The following is a 14,465-nucleotide window of genomic DNA, read 5'->3' on the forward strand; positions in this document are numbered from 1 at the left end:
CGGGCGAGAGCCTGCGCCACTGATTTGCGAACATCGGCCCATTGGTGTATGCCGCGCCGCTTGGGCCAGTCAGGCCATTTTCCTCCCAGCTTCGGATTGCCATGCCCCAGCCAGACCTTGTCATCTTTGATTGCGACGGCGTGCTCGTCGATTCCGAAATCATCGCCGCGCGCGTCGAGGCCGAGCTTCTGACATCGGCCGGATACGAAATTTCGGCGGAGGAGCTTGCCGAGACCTATGCCGGGCTGACCTTCAAGGACATCCTGATGCGGGTCGAGGAAAAATCTCACCTTCCCTTCCAGGCCTCGCTGATCGACCGCGCCGAGGAACTCGTCGATCGCAAGCTGCGCAGCGACGTGCGCATCATCGACGGCGCACGCGAGGCGGTGGCGGCGGTGACCACGCCGCGCGCCGTCTGCTCCAATTCGCGCACCGAGCGGATCGAGTTCATGCTTGAAAAGGTGCGCCTGCTGCCCTTCTTCGCCGGCCGCATCTTTTCGGGGCTCGACATCCCCAGCAAGAAGACCAAGCCGGCACCGGACGTGTTCCTCTATGCCGCCGAACAGCTCGGCGCCAACCCGAAGAACACTTTCGTCATCGAGGATTCGGTGCACGGCGTCACCGGCGCCAGGACGGCGGGCATGCGCGTCATCGGCTTCACCGGCGCGGGGCACAGCTATCCCGGCCATGCCGACTCGCTGACCGAAGCGGGCGCCGAAACCGTCATCCGCCGTTTGGCGGAACTCGGCAGCACAATTGCGGCATTGTCGGAGTGGTCGGAGGACGCTTAACCGCGGAAGCGCGATTGGCGGCGAACAAGATCAGTTTGTCGCCGCCGCGGCGACGCGCTTCTTCCTCTTGGCTTTGGACTTGTCCGTCGCTGCCGGCGCGTTCTCGTCATAGCCGGCATAGGCTTGGTAGTCGCGGGCGGTCGGCTCCGGCACTACGACGTTGGTGTCGGTGAAGACGAATTGCGTCGCGGCAGACGGATCGGTGACCTGCACCTGATACTGATGAAGCTGCGAATAGAGCACGTCAGGCCCATGTTGGACCGCGATGCGGATCGGCATCGTCACGGTACCGGGCGTGAACAGCGGTCCCGGCACGACCTTGCCGGCCACCGCGATCTTCATCGTCAGCTGGCCGTTTTCGTGAGTGCAGTCGCGCGTCACGTCGGTGATCGAGGCCTGGTAAATGATCTTGGCGGGATCGCGATTGGGGTCGACGGGTTGACCGTTCGGTCCGGTCTGTGCGGCTGCGGCTGCCTCGGCTTCAGCGTCCGCCGCGGCATCGACTTTCTTTTTCTTCGTCTTGGCGGCGGCGCCCTTGGCATAGGTATTGAAGAAGGCGGTGCCGTCGCGCAGCGTCACTTTCGGGCAGTAGGCGCGCAACTGGCTGGCAAGCACCTTGGGGTCCTGCGGCGGTGGCGGCGCGGTCGGGTCCTTCTTGCTGAAGCCGAAGTTCAAAATGCCATTGTCGCTCGATTGGCAGCCTGCGGCGGCAAGCATAAAGCCGGTGAGCGCCAGACCCGCGACAACACGGCGGTTGACCGAATAAAACCTCATGAACTGCACTTCCCTCTCACAAAGCCGGTGACGTATATCAACGCCGCGGCGAAAATGCGACTGAGCCGGCTCGGAAAATTAACCAATTTGCCGTGGATGACGCGGCCGGCAGCAATGGGTTCTTGACGATGCAATATGTGAGTACCCGCGGGGATGCGCCCGTGCTTGGATTTTCGGACGCGGTGCTGGCCGGACTGGCGCGCGACGGCGGGCTTTACCTGCCGCGCGAATGGCCGCAGTTCTCGTCCGCCAATATTCGCGCCATGCGCGGCCTCGCCTATCCCGACCTTGCCATCCGCGTCTTGACACCCTTCCTCGGCGGCGAGATCGCCGCACCCGTCTTCGAACGGCTGGTGCGTGAAGCCTACGCGACTTTCCGGCACGATGCGGTCTGCCCGCTGGTGCAGACGGGCAAAAACACCTTCATCCTCGAGCTCTTCCACGGCCCGACGCTGGCTTTCAAGGACGTGGCGATGCAGCTGCTCGCGCGGCTGATGGACCATGTGCTGGTCGAACGGGGCAACCGCGCGACCATCGTCGGCGCCACCTCCGGCGACACCGGGGGCGCGGCAATAGACGCCTTTGCCGGCCGCGACCGCACCGATATCTTCATCCTTTTCCCCAACGGCAAGGTCTCGCCGGTGCAGCAGCGGCAGATGACGACGTCGAGCGCGGCGAACGTCCATGCGCTGTCGATCGAAGGCAATTTCGACGATTGCCAGGGCCTGGTGAAGGACATGTTCAACGACCACGGCTTCCGCGACAGGGTGTCGCTGTCGGGCGTCAATTCGATCAACTGGGCCCGCATCATGGCCCAGATCGTCTATTACTTCTCCTCGGCGCTGTCGCTGGGCGCGCCCGACCGGCCGGTGTCATTCACCGTGCCGACCGGCAATTTCGGCGATATTTTCGCCGGTTATGCCGCCAAGCGAATGGGGCTGCCGGTCGAGCGGCTGATCATCGCCACCAACGACAACGACATATTGGCCCGCACGCTTGCAAGCGGCGAATACCGCACCAAGGGCGTGTTCGCCACCACCTCGCCGTCGATGGACATCCAGGTGTCCTCGAACTTCGAGCGCCTGCTGTTCGAGGCGGCGGGCCGGGATGCCGCGACGGTCAGGCGCTACATGAACGGGCTGAAGCAGTCCGGCGCCTTTACCGTCGAAGCGGGCGAAATGGCGAGGATCCGTGCGGAGTTCGACGCCGGCCGCGCCAGCGTCGACGAGGTCGCGGCAACCATCCGCCAGACGCTTGAAGCGAGCAGCTATCTGCTCGATCCGCACACGGCCGCCGCTATGCACGTTGCGGCCCGCCATATGTCGGGCGCCGTGCCCATGGTGGTTCTCGGCACCGCGCATCCGGCCAAATTCCCGGCGGCGGTCGAGGCCGCCAGCGGCGTTACGCCAGCGCTGCCCGCTTGGCTCGCCGGCTTGATGACAGCCGACGAAAAGTACACCATACTTCCATCCGAGCTGAAAATGGTGGAAGAATACGTGAGCCGCCACACGCGGGCGGCCCGTTAGGGAGTAGTTGCCATATGGGTGTTGAGGTAAGCCGTCTGTCGAACGGCCTGACGGTCGCCACCGAAACCCTTCCAAGCCTCGAATCCGTTGCCCTTGGCGCCTGGGTCAAGTCGGGCGCACGCAATGAACGCGACGAAGAGCACGGCATGGCCCATCTGCTCGAGCACATGGCTTTCAAGGGAACGAAACGGCGCAGCGCCTTCGAGATCGCCTCGGAAATCGAGAATGTCGGCGGCGAGATCAACGCCGCCACCAGCGTCGAGACGACGTCCTACTACGCCAGGGTGCTTTCCGCCGACGTGCCGCTCGCGGTCGACATCCTGGCCGACATCCTGCAGGAATCGGAGTTCGATCCGGAGGAACTGGAGCGCGAGCAGCATGTGATCCTGCAGGAGATCGGCGCCGCGCACGACACACCCGACGACATCGTCTTCGACCGTTTCACCGAAACCGCCTTCCGCCACCAGACCATCGGCCGCTCGATCCTCGGCACGCCGGAGACGGTCAAATCCTTCACCTCCAGGCAGCTGCACGATTTCATCGAACGGCAATATGGCGCCGAGCGCATGGTGATCGTGGCCGCCGGCGACATCAAGCACGACAATTTCGTGCGCGAGGTGGAAAGACAGCTTGGCGGCTTCCGCGCCAAGGCCACCAGCAACATCCCGCAATATGCGCAGTATGTCGGCGGCGACTTCCGCGAGGACCGCGACCTGATGGATGCGCAGATCGTGCTCGGCTTCGAGGGCCGCGCCTACCATGTGCGCGACTTCTACGCCTCGCAGGTGCTGTCGATGATCCTCGGCGGCGGCATGTCGTCGAGGCTGTTCCAGGAAGTGCGCGAGAAGCGCGGCCTGTGCTATTCGGTCTATGCCTTCCACTGGGGCTTTTCCGACACCGGCATTTTCGGTGTGCATGCGGCGACCGGACAGAGTGATATCGCCAAGCTGGTGCCGGTCATCATCGACGAATTGCAGAAGGCCGGGGAAAGCATCCAGCAGGATGAGCTCGACCGCGCACGCGCGCAATATCGGGCCGGCCTCATCATGTCGGCCGAAAGCCCGGCAAGCCGCGCCTCGCAGATCGCCAGGCAGTTGCTGCTGTTCGGGCGGCCGATCGCCAAGGAGGAGTTGATGGAGCGGCTGGCGGCGCTGACCGTCGAGCGGCTGACCGATCTCTCCTCGCGGCTGTTCTCGACCAAGCCGACGCTGACGGCGGTCGGCCCCGTGGGCACGCTGGCGCCCTACGAGGCGATCCTCGAATCGCTTGCGGGCCCGCAGACGACGGCTCGCAGGCTCGCCGTCTAACCTTCGTTCCAAAGTCGTGTTCGCGCTTCCTTTCTTTCGCCGCGACCTGCCGGCACTGAAGGGCGAAAAGGTCACGTTGCGCGTGCCTTTGACCAACGACTACCGCGAATGGTCGACGCTGCGCGGCGAAAGCCGCGCCTTTCTGGAGCCATGGGAGCCGCGTTGGCAGCCTGACGAGCTCGACCGCACCGCCTGGCGGCTGCGCATCGGCCGCTACCGCGAGGACTATGCGCAAGGCACGGCCATTGCCTTCTTCATCTTCGAGAAGTCGAGCGGTAAGCTCGCCGGCGGCATCACGCTCGGCAACATCCGCCACGGTGTCGCGCAAAGCGGCCACATCGGCTACTGGATCGGCGAGCGCTTCGGCGGCCGTGGACTGATGACCGACGCGGTCAAGGTGGTGTCGCGTTTTGCCTTCGATACGCTGCGGTTGCACCGGATCGAGGCTGCCTGTATTCCCGACAACGCACGGTCGATCCGCGTGCTTGAAAAAGCCGGATTCCGGCGCGAAGGACTTCTCAGATCCTATCTCCGGATCAACGGCATCTGGCAGGATCACTACCTCTACGCCCGGATCGCGGACGATCCGCCGGGTGATGGAACGAAGGGCTGATATGTGACGACTTTTTCGCGAATCGCGTCGCTGTTCGCCCTCATCCTGGCGCTCTTCGTCACGCTTTCAGCGGTTGCGCCGGCATTGGCCGTCGAGCCGATCAAGATTGCCCGCGACGACAAGGCGCTCGACCTTTCGGGCGCAGTCGAGATCTACCGGAACCAGGGCGAGAATTTCCAGGTCTCGACCGCGCCCGGCCCCGACGGCATCGTGCGGCGCATCGAGGTTGAGGCCAATGACGCGCGCTCGACCGGCGACTGGGCGGTGTTCGCGCTCGCCAACACCACCGACCAGCAGCTCGACAGGCTGATCGTCGCGCCGCATTTCCGCCTGGTGAATTCCGGCATCTTCTGGCCCGATCTCGGCGCGACGCGCATCGCGGCGATCACGCCCAGCGAAGGCTTCGCGCTCGACCGCCAGACCAGCCCCGACGCCGATGTGTTCCGAGTGACGCTCAACCCCGGAACGGTCGTGACCTTCATTGCCGAACTCGCCTCGCCCAAGCTGCCGCAGGTCTATCTGTGGGATCCGGAATCCTACAAGGACTCGGTCAATTCCTACACGCTGTTCCGCGGCATCGTCATCGGCATCGCCGGCCTCTTGGCGCTGTTCCTGACCATCCTGTTCGTCGTCAAGGGAACCTCGATGTTCCCGGCCACCGCCGCCCTTGCCTGGGCGGTGCTTGCCTATATCTGCGTCGATTTCGGCTTCCTCAACAAGGTCATCGAAATCTCGCCCGGCAACGAGCAGATGTGGCGGGCCGGCACCGAGGTGGCGCTGGCGGGTACCTTCGTGGTGTTCCTGTTCGCCTATCTCAACCTCAACCGATGGCACGGCCATTTCAGCTATGGCGCGCTGGTCTGGATCCTCGGGCTGCTGCTGATTGCCGGCGTGGCCATCGTCGATCCCGCGGTCGCCGCCGGCATCGCCCGCATCTCGTTTGCCGCGACGGCGCTCACCGGCCTCGGCCTCATCATCTTCCTCGGAATTCGCGGCTATGACCGCGCGATCATGCTGGTGCCGAGCTGGGTGATGGTGCTGCTCTGGCTATGCGGCTCGTGGATGGCGATCACCGGCATGCTGGACAACGACATCGCCCAGCCGGCGCTCGGCGGCGGCCTGATCCTGATCATCCTGTTGATCGGCTTCACCGTGATGCAGCACGCTTTTGCCGGCGGCGCGCTGCACCAGGGCCTGTTTTCCGACCTCGAGCGCCAGGCGCTTGCAGTCGCCGGCTCGGGCGACATCGTGTGGGACTGGGACGTACTGCGCGACCGCGTGGTGACCAAGCCCGACATCAGCCTGCAGCTCGGCCTTGCCCCCAACAGCCTTTCGGGCGCGGCCCGCAACTGGCTGCCGGTGCTGCATGCCGACGACCGCGACACCTTCCGCACCACGCTGGACGTGGTGCTGGAGCACCGCCGCGGCCGCGTGGCCCAGAATTTCCGCCTGCGCGGCGCCGACGGGCATTATCATTGGTTCTCGCTGCGCGCCCGTCCCGTGATCGGGTCGGATGGCGAGGTGATCCGCTGCGTCGGCACCATGGTCGACGTGACCGAGCAGAAGAAGTCCGAGGAAAGGCTGCTGCACGACGCCGTGCACGACAACCTGACCGGCCTGCCTAACCGCGAGCTGTTCATGAACCGGCTGGAGGCGATCATCTCGATCGCCCGCACCGAGGACAAGGTGCGCCCGACCGTCTTCGTCATCGACATCGACCGTTTCAAACAGGTCAATGACGGGCTCGGCATTTCGGCCGGCGACACCATCCTGCTGACCATCGCGCGCCGGCTGCACCGGCTTTTGAAGCCCAAGGATTCGCTGTCGCGCTTTGCCGGCGACCAGTTCGCGCTGATGCTGCTGTCGGAACAGGATCCGGCCCGCATCGCCGCCATGGCCGATGCCATCAAGCATGCGATCAACAATCCGATCACCTTTGCCAAGCGCGAGATCGTGCTCACCGCCTCGATCGGCCTGATCACCTGGACGACGGCGCAAACCTCGTCGGAGGACATGGTCAAGGACGCCGAGCTTGCCATGCATCAGGCCAAGCGTTTCGGCGGAGACAGGATCGAGCCGTTCCGGCCGGCCTTCCGCACCGTCGGCACCGACCGGCTGCAGTTCGAATCGGACCTTCGCCGCGCCATCGAGCGGCGCGAATTCACGCTTGCCTACCAGCCGATCGTGCGGCTGGAGGATGGCAGCGTCGCCGGCTTCGAGGCGCTGCTCAGATGGGATCATCCGCGGCGCGGCATGATCCCGCCGGGAGACTTCATCCCGGTGGCTGAGAATTGCGGCCTGATCGTGCAGCTCGGCCTGTTCGCCATGCAGCAGGCGGCCGAGGATCTGGCGGCCTGGCAGAAGCAGATCGGCGACGCGCCGCTGTCGGTTTCGGTCAACCTCTCCAGCCGGCAGCTCATCCGCCGCGACCTGGTCAGCGACGTGCGCTCCGTCATTGCGCGGGCCAACTTGAAGCCGCGCTGCTTCCGGCTCGAACTCACCGAATCGCTGGTGATGGACAATCCCGAGCAGACCGCGCATGTGCTGACCAAGCTCAAGCAGCTCGGCATCGGACTGTCGCTCGACGATTTCGGCACCGGCTATTCATCGCTCTCCTACCTGACGCGCTTCCCCTTCGACACGATCAAGATCGACAAGAGCTTCGTCGACGACGCAACGCCGAAACGTGCGGTGCTGCTCAAGTCCATGGTCAACATGGCCCATGAGCTTGGCCTGTCGGTCGTCGCCGAAGGAATCTCCGACGAAAGCGACGCGCTGGAGCTGCGCCAGATGGGCTGCGAATATGTCCAGAGCTTCATGTTCGGCGCGCCGATGCCCGGCGAACTGGTGCTGAAGACATTGAGGGAGCAGTACCCGCTCACGCAGGCTTAGAGGGCGTTGCTTCGGCGCTTACGAACTGCGGTGACCTCCAACTCGTCATCACCCTAAACGCTCAGAGCGCCGCCATTCCTCAGAGCTGATGACGAAGCCAAGGCGGGTTCGACTGATCCCGCAGGTCGGCAAAGGCGTTTAAGCGTGCCCCGCGGCGGCGCTCAAATGGGCGAGATCGATGCCGATCGAGGCAAGGATGCGATCGTATTTGCGCTCGATGTCGGCGTCGAACAGCAGCTCAGGCGTCGCCGGGCAGGTCAGCCAGCCATTCTCGGCGATCTCGCTTTCGAGCTGGCCTGCGCCCCAGCCGGAATAGCCGAGCGCCATCAGCGCATGACGCGGCCCGCGACCCGTCGAGATGGCGCGCAGGATGTCGACCGTAGCGGTCAGGCAGATGTCGTCGGAGACGTTGAGCGAGGATTCCACGCGATAGTCGCCGGAATGCAGCACGAAGCCGCGGCTGCGGTCGACAGGCCCGCCATTGCGCACGACGAAATCGCGGGCATGCGCCGGCAAGCGGATTGCTTCCTGCTCGTTCACGATGCCAAGCTGCACCAGAAGGTCCGGGAACAGCATCTGCTGCGTCTGATTGATGATCAGGCCCATAGCGCCCTCGTCGCTGTGGGCGCAGATATAGATGACGGAGCGCGTGAAGCGGTCGTCCTTCATGCCAGGCATGGCAATCAGGAACTGATCGTCGAGAAAGCCGCGTCCGGCCGTCTTCTTTTTGTGACGCAACAAGTCCATGGAGCTGAGGGTAACCCGTTTCCGCGGCGCCGAAAAGATGGTCAGGCTGCCCGATGTCACGCAAATATGATACCTGCAGGAACATGAAATCATTGCGCGGCCAAGAACGGGCGATCAAATCACCGGTCATGCGATACCTGAAAATTGTGGCGCTCGGCGCCGTCGTCGGCCTGGCAGCGGGCCAGCCGGCCGAGGCATCATCCTCGGCCTGGTACAACAGCGAAGGCGGCAAGGTGCGGCTGGTGACCAGCGGCAAGCCGGACGAGGCGGGCAAGATCCACGGCGTGCTCGACATCGCGCTTAAGCCAGGCTGGAAAACCTATTGGCGCGATCCCGGTGACGCCGGTGTGCCGCCGCAGATCGACATCTCGGCCAGCACCAACATCGCCGATGCAAAGCTGTCGTTTCCGCCGCCGCAGCGCCACGACGACGGTTACGGCAAATGGGCCGGCTACGACCGTCCCGTATCGCTGCCGGTGACCTTCACGCTGTCGGCGCCCGACCAGCCGGCGACGATCGATGCCAACGTCTTTCTCGGCATTTGCGAGACGATCTGCATTCCGGTGCAGACGAGGCTCAGCCTCGATCCTGCTTCCGATCCGGACAACGCCACCGACGCGGCGCTGGTGAAGACGGCGCTTGCAACGCTCCCTGGCCCGGCGCGACCTGATTTCGGCATCCGCGTGCTGCCCGGCGACCACGAGACGCTCATCGTCGAGGCGCATTCGCCCGGCGATGCCGATTCCGTCGACTTTTTCATCGCGGGGGAGCGCGACTATATGTTCGGCGCGCCGGTGCGCAGCGAGAAGGACGGCAAGCTTGTTTTCACCGTGCCGATCCTCGACCGGCCGTCGGCGACGCCCACGGACGGCGGGCTCTACTACACGCTGACAAGCGCCGAAGGTGCGGTGGACGGGATGCTGCCTTTCCCTTGAGCCAATTCGTCGTGGAGCCGCAATTCCGAATGGAAAACCGCTGGGCACTTTTCCTGGCATTGCTCTGAACGGTTGCGGAATGCGCCCCGGTTCGATATCGCAGGCACAGATCCTTCCCAATCTCCCGAACGAGGAAACCATGACCATTTCGGTTGGCGAAAAACTGCCCGAGGCGACTTTCAAGGTGATGACCGCCGATGGCGCCAAGCCGATGACCAGCGCCGAGATTTTCGCCGGCAAGAAGGTGGTGCTGTTCGGCGTTCCCGGCGCCTTCACGCCGACCTGCAGCAACAACCATCTGCCGGGCTATCTCGAGAACCACGACGCCATCGTGGCGCGCGGCGTCGACACTATCGCGGTCGTCTCGGTCAACGACGTCCATGTCATGGGCGCCTGGGCACGCTTCACCGGTGGCGAAGGCAAGATCCTCTATCTCGCCGACGGCAGCGGAGATTTCGCCAAGTCGGTCGGACTCGACAACGACCTTTCCGCGAACGGCATGGGGCTGCGCTCGAAGCGCTTTTCGATGATCGTCGATGACAGCAAGGTCGTGGCGCTCAATGTCGAAGCCAAGCCGGGTGTCGACGAGAGTGGGGCGGCCAAGATCCTCGAGCAGCTCTGATGCTCGACATCGTCTGGCGCGCCATCGCGATCGGCATCGGCGCCACGGTCTTCATGGACGTCTGGGCGATTATCCTCAACAAGGCGTTCGGGCTGCCGCGGCCGAATTGGGGCATGGTCGGCCGCTGGGTCCGGCATTTGCCCGAGAAGGTCTTCCATGACGATATCAGTCAGGCCGCGCCCTATACGCATGAAAAGGCGCTGGGCTGGACATTCCACTATCTCGTCGGAATTCTCTACGGCGTGATCCTGGTCGTGCTGGCGGGAACGGGCTGGCTGGCGGCGCCGACCTTCCTGCCGGCCTTCATCCTCGGCATCGTCACCGTCGGCGCCGGCTGGTTCCTGCTGGCGCCCGGCATGGGCGCCGGCTGGGCAGCGTCGAGGACGCCCAACCCGATGCTGGTGCGCGCGCTCAACCTCGTCTCGCACACGGTCTTCGCCCTCGGCCTGTTCTCCACGGCGCTGGCGATCCGGTAGAGAACGTCAGGCGCGTCAATAGCTCTGCGTCGAACGCCTGGCCGCCGGCTTACGGGTCGGAGCACCAGCCTTCTGCGGCGCAGCCGCAACCAGTGCCGGCCGCGCCTGCTTCGGCTTGAACGGCGCCATGCCTTGCCTTGCCAGTTCGTCGGCGCGCTCGTTCTCCGGGTGGCCGGCATGGCCCTTCACCCAATGCCAGATAACCTTGTGGCGCCTGTTGACCTCGTCGAGCGCCTGCCAGAGCTCACCGTTCTTGACCGGCTTCCTCTCGCCGGTCTTCCAGCCGTTCTTCTTCCAGCCATGGATCCATTTGGAAATGCCGTCCATGACGTATTTGCTGTCGGTATAGAGATCGACCGTGCAGGGTTCCTTCAGCGCATCGAGCGCGCTGATGGCGGCAAGCAGTTCCATGCGGTTGTTGGTGGTCTCGGCCTCGCCGCCCGACAGCTCCTTGGTGACGCCGTTATAGCGCAGCACCGCGCCCCAGCCGCCCGGCCCGGGATTGCCCGAGCAGGCGCCGTCGGTGAAGATCTCGATTTGCTTGTTCATGTCAGTCCGTATTCGGATGGAGACTTGATCGCCCGGTGGAAGCGCATGCGGCGGATATATTCGGTCGGATCGCGCTTCATCACCAGCCCGCCGTTGGGAATGGTCAGCCAATCATAGAGCCTGGTCAGCATGAAGCGTAGCGCCGAGCCGCGCGCCAGCATCGGCAGCGCCGCTTTTTCCTCGCCTTCAAGCGGCCTCACCGACTGGTAGCCGGCAAGCAGCGCGGCCCCTTTGGTGAGGTTGAAGGAAAAGTCCTTCTCGAAGCACCAGGCGTTGAGGCAAGTGGCGACATCATAGGCATAGAGGTCGTCGCAGGCGAAATAGAAATCGATCAGCCCCGACAGCTTCTCGCCAAGGAAGAAGACATTGTCCGGGAAGAGATCCGCGTGGATGATGCCTTGTGGCAGGCGGGTCGGCCAGTTGCGCCCAAAATCCAGGAAGTCCGCGTCGACTTCGGCCGCGAGCCCCGGCTCGACCTCGTCGGCGCGGTCGCGCGACGCCGCCCAGAGCTTGCGCCAGCCGTCGATGGCAAGCGCGTTCGGCCGCTTCATCGGGAAATCCCGCCCGGCGAGATGGAGCGCGGCCAACGCCTTGCCGACCTCGCCGCAATGCGCTGCCGTCGGGCGCCTCAGCGACAGGCCCTCGAGAAAGGTGATGATGACGGCCGGCCGGCCGGCGAGCGTGCCGATGACGGTTCCGCCATGCGCGGTGACCGGAAGCGGGCAGGAAATGCCTTTTCGCGCGAGATGGCCCATCAGGCCGAGGAAAAAGGGCAGATCGGCCTTGTCGACGCGCTTCTCGTAGAGCGTCAATATGTAGGAACCCGTGGAAGCATGGACCAGAAAATTCGAGTTCTCGGTTCCCTCGGCGATGCCCTTGTAGGACAGGAGCTCGCCCACCGGATAGGCTTTCAGAAACGCGCTGAGCTCGTTTTCGTTGACGTCGGTGTAGACGGCCATCTGGGCTTACGCGGCTCCGTTGACGAAGGCCATGTCGGCCGCCGTCAGTTCGACATCGCGCAATACCCGCATCACCGGAAAATCCTCCGTTTCCGTGGCCGTGATGGCCAGATCGATGGTGACGTCGAAGCGTTGCCGGAACGCGTCGATGATCTCGTCGACGATGATTTCCGGCGCCGACGCGCCGGCTGACAGGCCGAGCGTCGAAATCCTGCCGATCTCATTCCACGGAATTTCGGACGCCCGCTGCACGAGAAGCGACATCGCGGCGCCCGCGCGCTCCGCCACTTCGACAAGACGCCGCGAGTTGGACGAGTTCGGCGCGCCGACGACGAGGAAAAGGTCGGCGCCGGCGGCCGTCTCCTTCACTGCCTCCTGGCGGTTGGTGGTGGCGTAGCAGATCGATTCGGCGGCCGGGGCGTGAAGCTCGGGGAAACGCTCTTGCAGCGCGCGGATGATGCCGGCGGTGTCCTCGACGGACAGCGTCGTCTGGGTGACGAAGCCAAGCGCAGCCGGGTCCGCCGGCACGAAGGTTGCTGCATCGGCCTCGGTCTCGATCAGGGTCACGGCTCCTTCCGGCAACTGGCCCATCGTGCCGATCACTTCCGGATGGCCGGCATGGCCGATCAGGAGCACATGGCGGCCGAGCCGCTGGTGCCGCATCGCCTGCTTGTGCACCTTCGACACCAGCGGACAGGTGGCATCGAGGTAGAACAGGTTGCGCGCCTCGGCGTCGGCCGGCACCGATTTCGGCACCCCATGCGCGGAAAAGACGACCGGCGACTGACGATGCTCGGGCGGGATCTCGGACAATTCCTCGATGAACACCGCGCCCAGGCTCTGCAGCCCCTCGACGACGTAGCGGTTGTGCACGATCTCATGGCGGACATAGACCGGCGCGCCGTATTTCTTCAGCGCCAGCACGACGATCTGAATGGCGCGGTCGACGCCGGCGCAGAAGCCGCGCGGCTGGCAAAGCCTGATCGTCAGCGGTGGCTTTTTTTCAATCATCAAAACGGGCCGGTTCAGTCGGAAAGCTGAAGGCGAAATGAGGCGTGCACCCCTGCCCTGTCAAGAGCGGCGCTCACTCCTCCTTCGCCGGGCGGCGAAGCCTGAGGATCAGCACCGCGGCAAGGGCGGCGGCAAGGCCATACCAGGTGACGGCATATTGCAGGTGGTTGTTCGGCAGATCGATGATGGTGACGCCGCCGACCGGCAGACCGCCGGGGTTAGGGGTCTTGTCGGCATCGATGAAGAAGGGCACCAGCACGGCTCCCGCTGGCAGACCGGCGCTCGAGGCCATGACGTCGCGGTCCTTCCAGTAGAAGATGTTCTTGGCGACGTCGTTGTCGGGCAGCATCATCGAGGGTTTTTCGGGCAGCGGATTGCGGGCAAGCCCGGTCACCGTCATCGTGCCGGCGACCTCGCCCTGCTTCCGCTTGGCAGGATCCTTGAGATCGTAAGGCACGAAGCCGCGGTTGACGAGTACGAAGCGGCCGTCGTCGAGCCGCAGGGGCGTGTAGACATTGAAGCCCGTGTCGCCTTCCCAAGTGGCAAAGAAATGCCGTTCGCCCTGGTGCAGGAAAGTGCCGGTCACCGTCACCGGCGTGTAGTCGACATCGTGTGTGGCGGCGAATTCTTTCTCGACATCGGTCAGTGGCAAAGGTGCCGCATGGGTGCGCTTGTCGATGGTATCGATCAGCCCTTCCTTCCAGTGCAAGCGCTGGACCTGCCACGTGCCGAGGCCGAGGAGAATGGCGAACAGGACAAGGCCGATCCCAAGCAGCAGCGCCGAGCGCGGCCGCGAAGCGCCGGCAGTCGAGGAGGTCGCATCGCTCATTGGCCGCTGTCCAGCCTGCCTTCCGCGGCCTTCTTGGAATATTGCAGGGTGATCAGCACGCCCTTGATCAGGCGCAGCGCCGCCAGGCTCAGCACCAGCGCCAGCGGTATCCACAAAATGAAATGCAGCCAGAGCGGCGGGCTTAGCGACACTTCCATCCACAGCGCCAGGCCAACGACGATGAAGCCGATGATCAGGATGACGAAGACCGCCGGACCGTCGCCGGCATCGGCAAAGGAATAGTCGAGGCCGCAATTGTAGCAGCGCTTGCCGACGGTGAGGAAGCCGGAGAACAGCTTGCCCTCGCCGCAGCGCGGGCAATGGCCGCGCAGCCCGGCCGAGATCGGGTCGACGGGTGGCCAGATCGCCTTGTCTTCGCTCATGTCCGCACCGTAGACCCGTTCGGTCAAAAAGATAAGGCGGCCACGTCGCCG

Annotated in this window: 15 protein-coding genes; 8 read left to right on the forward strand and 7 right to left on the reverse strand. The window is 64.3% G+C overall.

Annotated features, from left to right (window positions below):
• Positions 1–101 precede the first annotated feature (101 nt).
• Positions 102–791, forward strand: a complete 690-nt coding sequence (locus A9K71_RS17005) for an HAD family phosphatase (RefSeq protein WP_066997971.1) — start codon at positions 102–104, stop codon at positions 789–791.
• A gap of 30 nt (positions 792–821) precedes the next feature.
• Here the strand turns inward: A9K71_RS17005 and A9K71_RS17010 are convergent, their stop codons facing one another.
• Complete coding sequence (locus A9K71_RS17010; RefSeq protein ID WP_066997974.1) at positions 822–1,565, reverse strand: hypothetical protein; 744 nt, start codon at positions 1,563–1,565, stop codon at positions 822–824.
• A gap of 128 nt (positions 1,566–1,693) precedes the next feature.
• Between A9K71_RS17010 and thrC the strand changes: the two genes are divergently transcribed.
• Genes thrC through A9K71_RS17030 form a run of 4 tightly spaced genes read left to right on the forward strand, consistent with a single transcriptional unit; the run spans position 1,694 to position 7,903 of the window.
• Entirely contained in the window at positions 1,694–3,091 is a 1,398-nt protein-coding gene (gene thrC, locus A9K71_RS17015) for a threonine synthase (protein ID WP_066998199.1), read from the forward strand.
• A 14-nt stretch (positions 3,092–3,105) separates the two neighbouring features.
• Positions 3,106–4,398: a pitrilysin family protein gene (locus tag A9K71_RS17020; protein ID WP_066997977.1), complete on the forward strand. Its 1,293-nt coding sequence runs from the start codon at positions 3,106–3,108 to the stop codon at positions 4,396–4,398.
• Between the two features lie 16 nt (positions 4,399–4,414).
• A complete protein-coding gene (locus A9K71_RS17025; protein WP_066997979.1) occupies positions 4,415–5,011 on the forward strand; it encodes a GNAT family protein in 597 nt (198 codons plus the stop codon).
• A 3-nt stretch (positions 5,012–5,014) separates the two neighbouring features.
• On the forward strand, positions 5,015–7,903 hold the full coding sequence (locus A9K71_RS17030) for an EAL domain-containing protein (protein ID WP_066997981.1): 2,889 nt from the start codon (positions 5,015–5,017) through the stop codon (positions 7,901–7,903).
• 138 nt (positions 7,904–8,041) lie between these two features.
• On the opposite strand, the gene A9K71_RS17035 is transcribed toward A9K71_RS17030, so the two are convergent.
• Positions 8,042–8,650, reverse strand: a complete 609-nt coding sequence (locus A9K71_RS17035; RefSeq protein WP_066997984.1) for a YqgE/AlgH family protein — start codon at positions 8,648–8,650, stop codon at positions 8,042–8,044.
• A 128-nt stretch (positions 8,651–8,778) separates the two neighbouring features.
• On the opposite strand from A9K71_RS17035, the gene A9K71_RS17040 reads away from it, so the two are divergent.
• The 3 genes from A9K71_RS17040 to A9K71_RS17050 all read left to right on the forward strand — a co-directional run bounded on the left by A9K71_RS17040 (position 8,779) and on the right by A9K71_RS17050 (position 10,683).
• Complete coding sequence (locus A9K71_RS17040; RefSeq protein ID WP_066997988.1) at positions 8,779–9,585, forward strand: protein-disulfide reductase DsbD domain-containing protein; 807 nt, start codon at positions 8,779–8,781, stop codon at positions 9,583–9,585.
• A gap of 139 nt (positions 9,586–9,724) precedes the next feature.
• Complete coding sequence (locus A9K71_RS17045) at positions 9,725–10,207, forward strand: peroxiredoxin (protein ID WP_066998201.1); 483 nt, start codon at positions 9,725–9,727, stop codon at positions 10,205–10,207.
• Complete coding sequence (locus tag A9K71_RS17050; RefSeq protein WP_066997991.1) at positions 10,207–10,683, forward strand: DUF2938 domain-containing protein; 477 nt, start codon at positions 10,207–10,209, stop codon at positions 10,681–10,683. Before A9K71_RS17045 ends, A9K71_RS17050 begins: the two co-directional genes overlap by 1 nt.
• Positions 10,684–10,698: 15 nt before the next feature.
• Here the strand turns inward: A9K71_RS17050 and rnhA are convergent, their stop codons facing one another.
• From rnhA to A9K71_RS17075, 5 genes are all read right to left on the reverse strand, one after another.
• On the reverse strand, positions 10,699–11,232 hold the full coding sequence (rnhA, locus tag A9K71_RS17055; RefSeq protein ID WP_066997994.1) for a ribonuclease HI: 534 nt from the start codon (positions 11,230–11,232) through the stop codon (positions 10,699–10,701).
• Positions 11,229–12,191, reverse strand: a complete 963-nt coding sequence (locus A9K71_RS17060; RefSeq protein ID WP_066997997.1) for a homoserine kinase — start codon at positions 12,189–12,191, stop codon at positions 11,229–11,231. Before A9K71_RS17060 ends, rnhA begins: the two co-directional genes overlap by 4 nt.
• 6 nt (positions 12,192–12,197) lie before the next feature.
• Positions 12,198–13,202, reverse strand: coding sequence for a 4-hydroxy-3-methylbut-2-enyl diphosphate reductase (gene ispH / locus A9K71_RS17065; RefSeq protein ID WP_066998000.1), 1,005 nt, complete (start codon positions 13,200–13,202; stop codon positions 12,198–12,200).
• A 73-nt stretch (positions 13,203–13,275) separates the two neighbouring features.
• The gene (locus A9K71_RS17070) at positions 13,276–14,031 is read right to left on the reverse strand and encodes an SURF1 family protein (protein WP_066998002.1); all 756 of its coding nucleotides are present in this window, start codon (positions 14,029–14,031) and stop codon (positions 13,276–13,278) included.
• Entirely contained in the window at positions 14,028–14,414 is a 387-nt protein-coding gene (locus A9K71_RS17075) for a DUF983 domain-containing protein (RefSeq protein ID WP_066998004.1), read from the reverse strand. The genes A9K71_RS17070 and A9K71_RS17075 overlap by 4 nt, the downstream gene beginning before the upstream one ends.
• Positions 14,415–14,465: the final 51 nt, after the last annotated feature.

It is taken from the genome of Mesorhizobium sp. WSM3873 (assembly GCF_001672445.1).
Classification (GTDB): Bacteria; Pseudomonadota; Alphaproteobacteria; order Rhizobiales; family Rhizobiaceae; genus Mesorhizobium.

Coding starts and splice junctions, on each gene's coding strand:
- A9K71_RS17005 (WP_066997971.1), top strand. CDS start 102: ATGCCCCAGCCAGACCTTGTCATCTTTGATTGCGACGGCGTGCTCGTC.
- A9K71_RS17010 (WP_066997974.1), bottom strand. CDS start 1,565: ATGAGGTTTTATTCGGTCAACCGCCGTGTTGTCGCGGGTCTGGCGCTC.
- thrC (WP_066998199.1), top strand. CDS start 1,694: ATGCAATATGTGAGTACCCGCGGGGATGCGCCCGTGCTTGGATTTTCG.
- A9K71_RS17020 (WP_066997977.1), top strand. CDS start 3,106: ATGGGTGTTGAGGTAAGCCGTCTGTCGAACGGCCTGACGGTCGCCACC.
- A9K71_RS17035 (WP_066997984.1), bottom strand. CDS start 8,650: ATGGACTTGTTGCGTCACAAAAAGAAGACGGCCGGACGCGGCTTTCTC.
- A9K71_RS17040 (WP_066997988.1), top strand. CDS start 8,779: ATGCGATACCTGAAAATTGTGGCGCTCGGCGCCGTCGTCGGCCTGGCA.
- A9K71_RS17045 (WP_066998201.1), top strand. CDS start 9,725: ATGACCATTTCGGTTGGCGAAAAACTGCCCGAGGCGACTTTCAAGGTG.
- A9K71_RS17050 (WP_066997991.1), top strand. CDS start 10,207: ATGCTCGACATCGTCTGGCGCGCCATCGCGATCGGCATCGGCGCCACG.
- rnhA (WP_066997994.1), bottom strand. CDS start 11,232: ATGAACAAGCAAATCGAGATCTTCACCGACGGCGCCTGCTCGGGCAAT.
- A9K71_RS17060 (WP_066997997.1), bottom strand. CDS start 12,191: ATGGCCGTCTACACCGACGTCAACGAAAACGAGCTCAGCGCGTTTCTG.
- ispH (WP_066998000.1), bottom strand. CDS start 13,202: ATGATTGAAAAAAAGCCACCGCTGACGATCAGGCTTTGCCAGCCGCGC.
- A9K71_RS17070 (WP_066998002.1), bottom strand. CDS start 14,031: ATGAGCGATGCGACCTCCTCGACTGCCGGCGCTTCGCGGCCGCGCTCG.
- A9K71_RS17075 (WP_066998004.1), bottom strand. CDS start 14,414: ATGAGCGAAGACAAGGCGATCTGGCCACCCGTCGACCCGATCTCGGCC.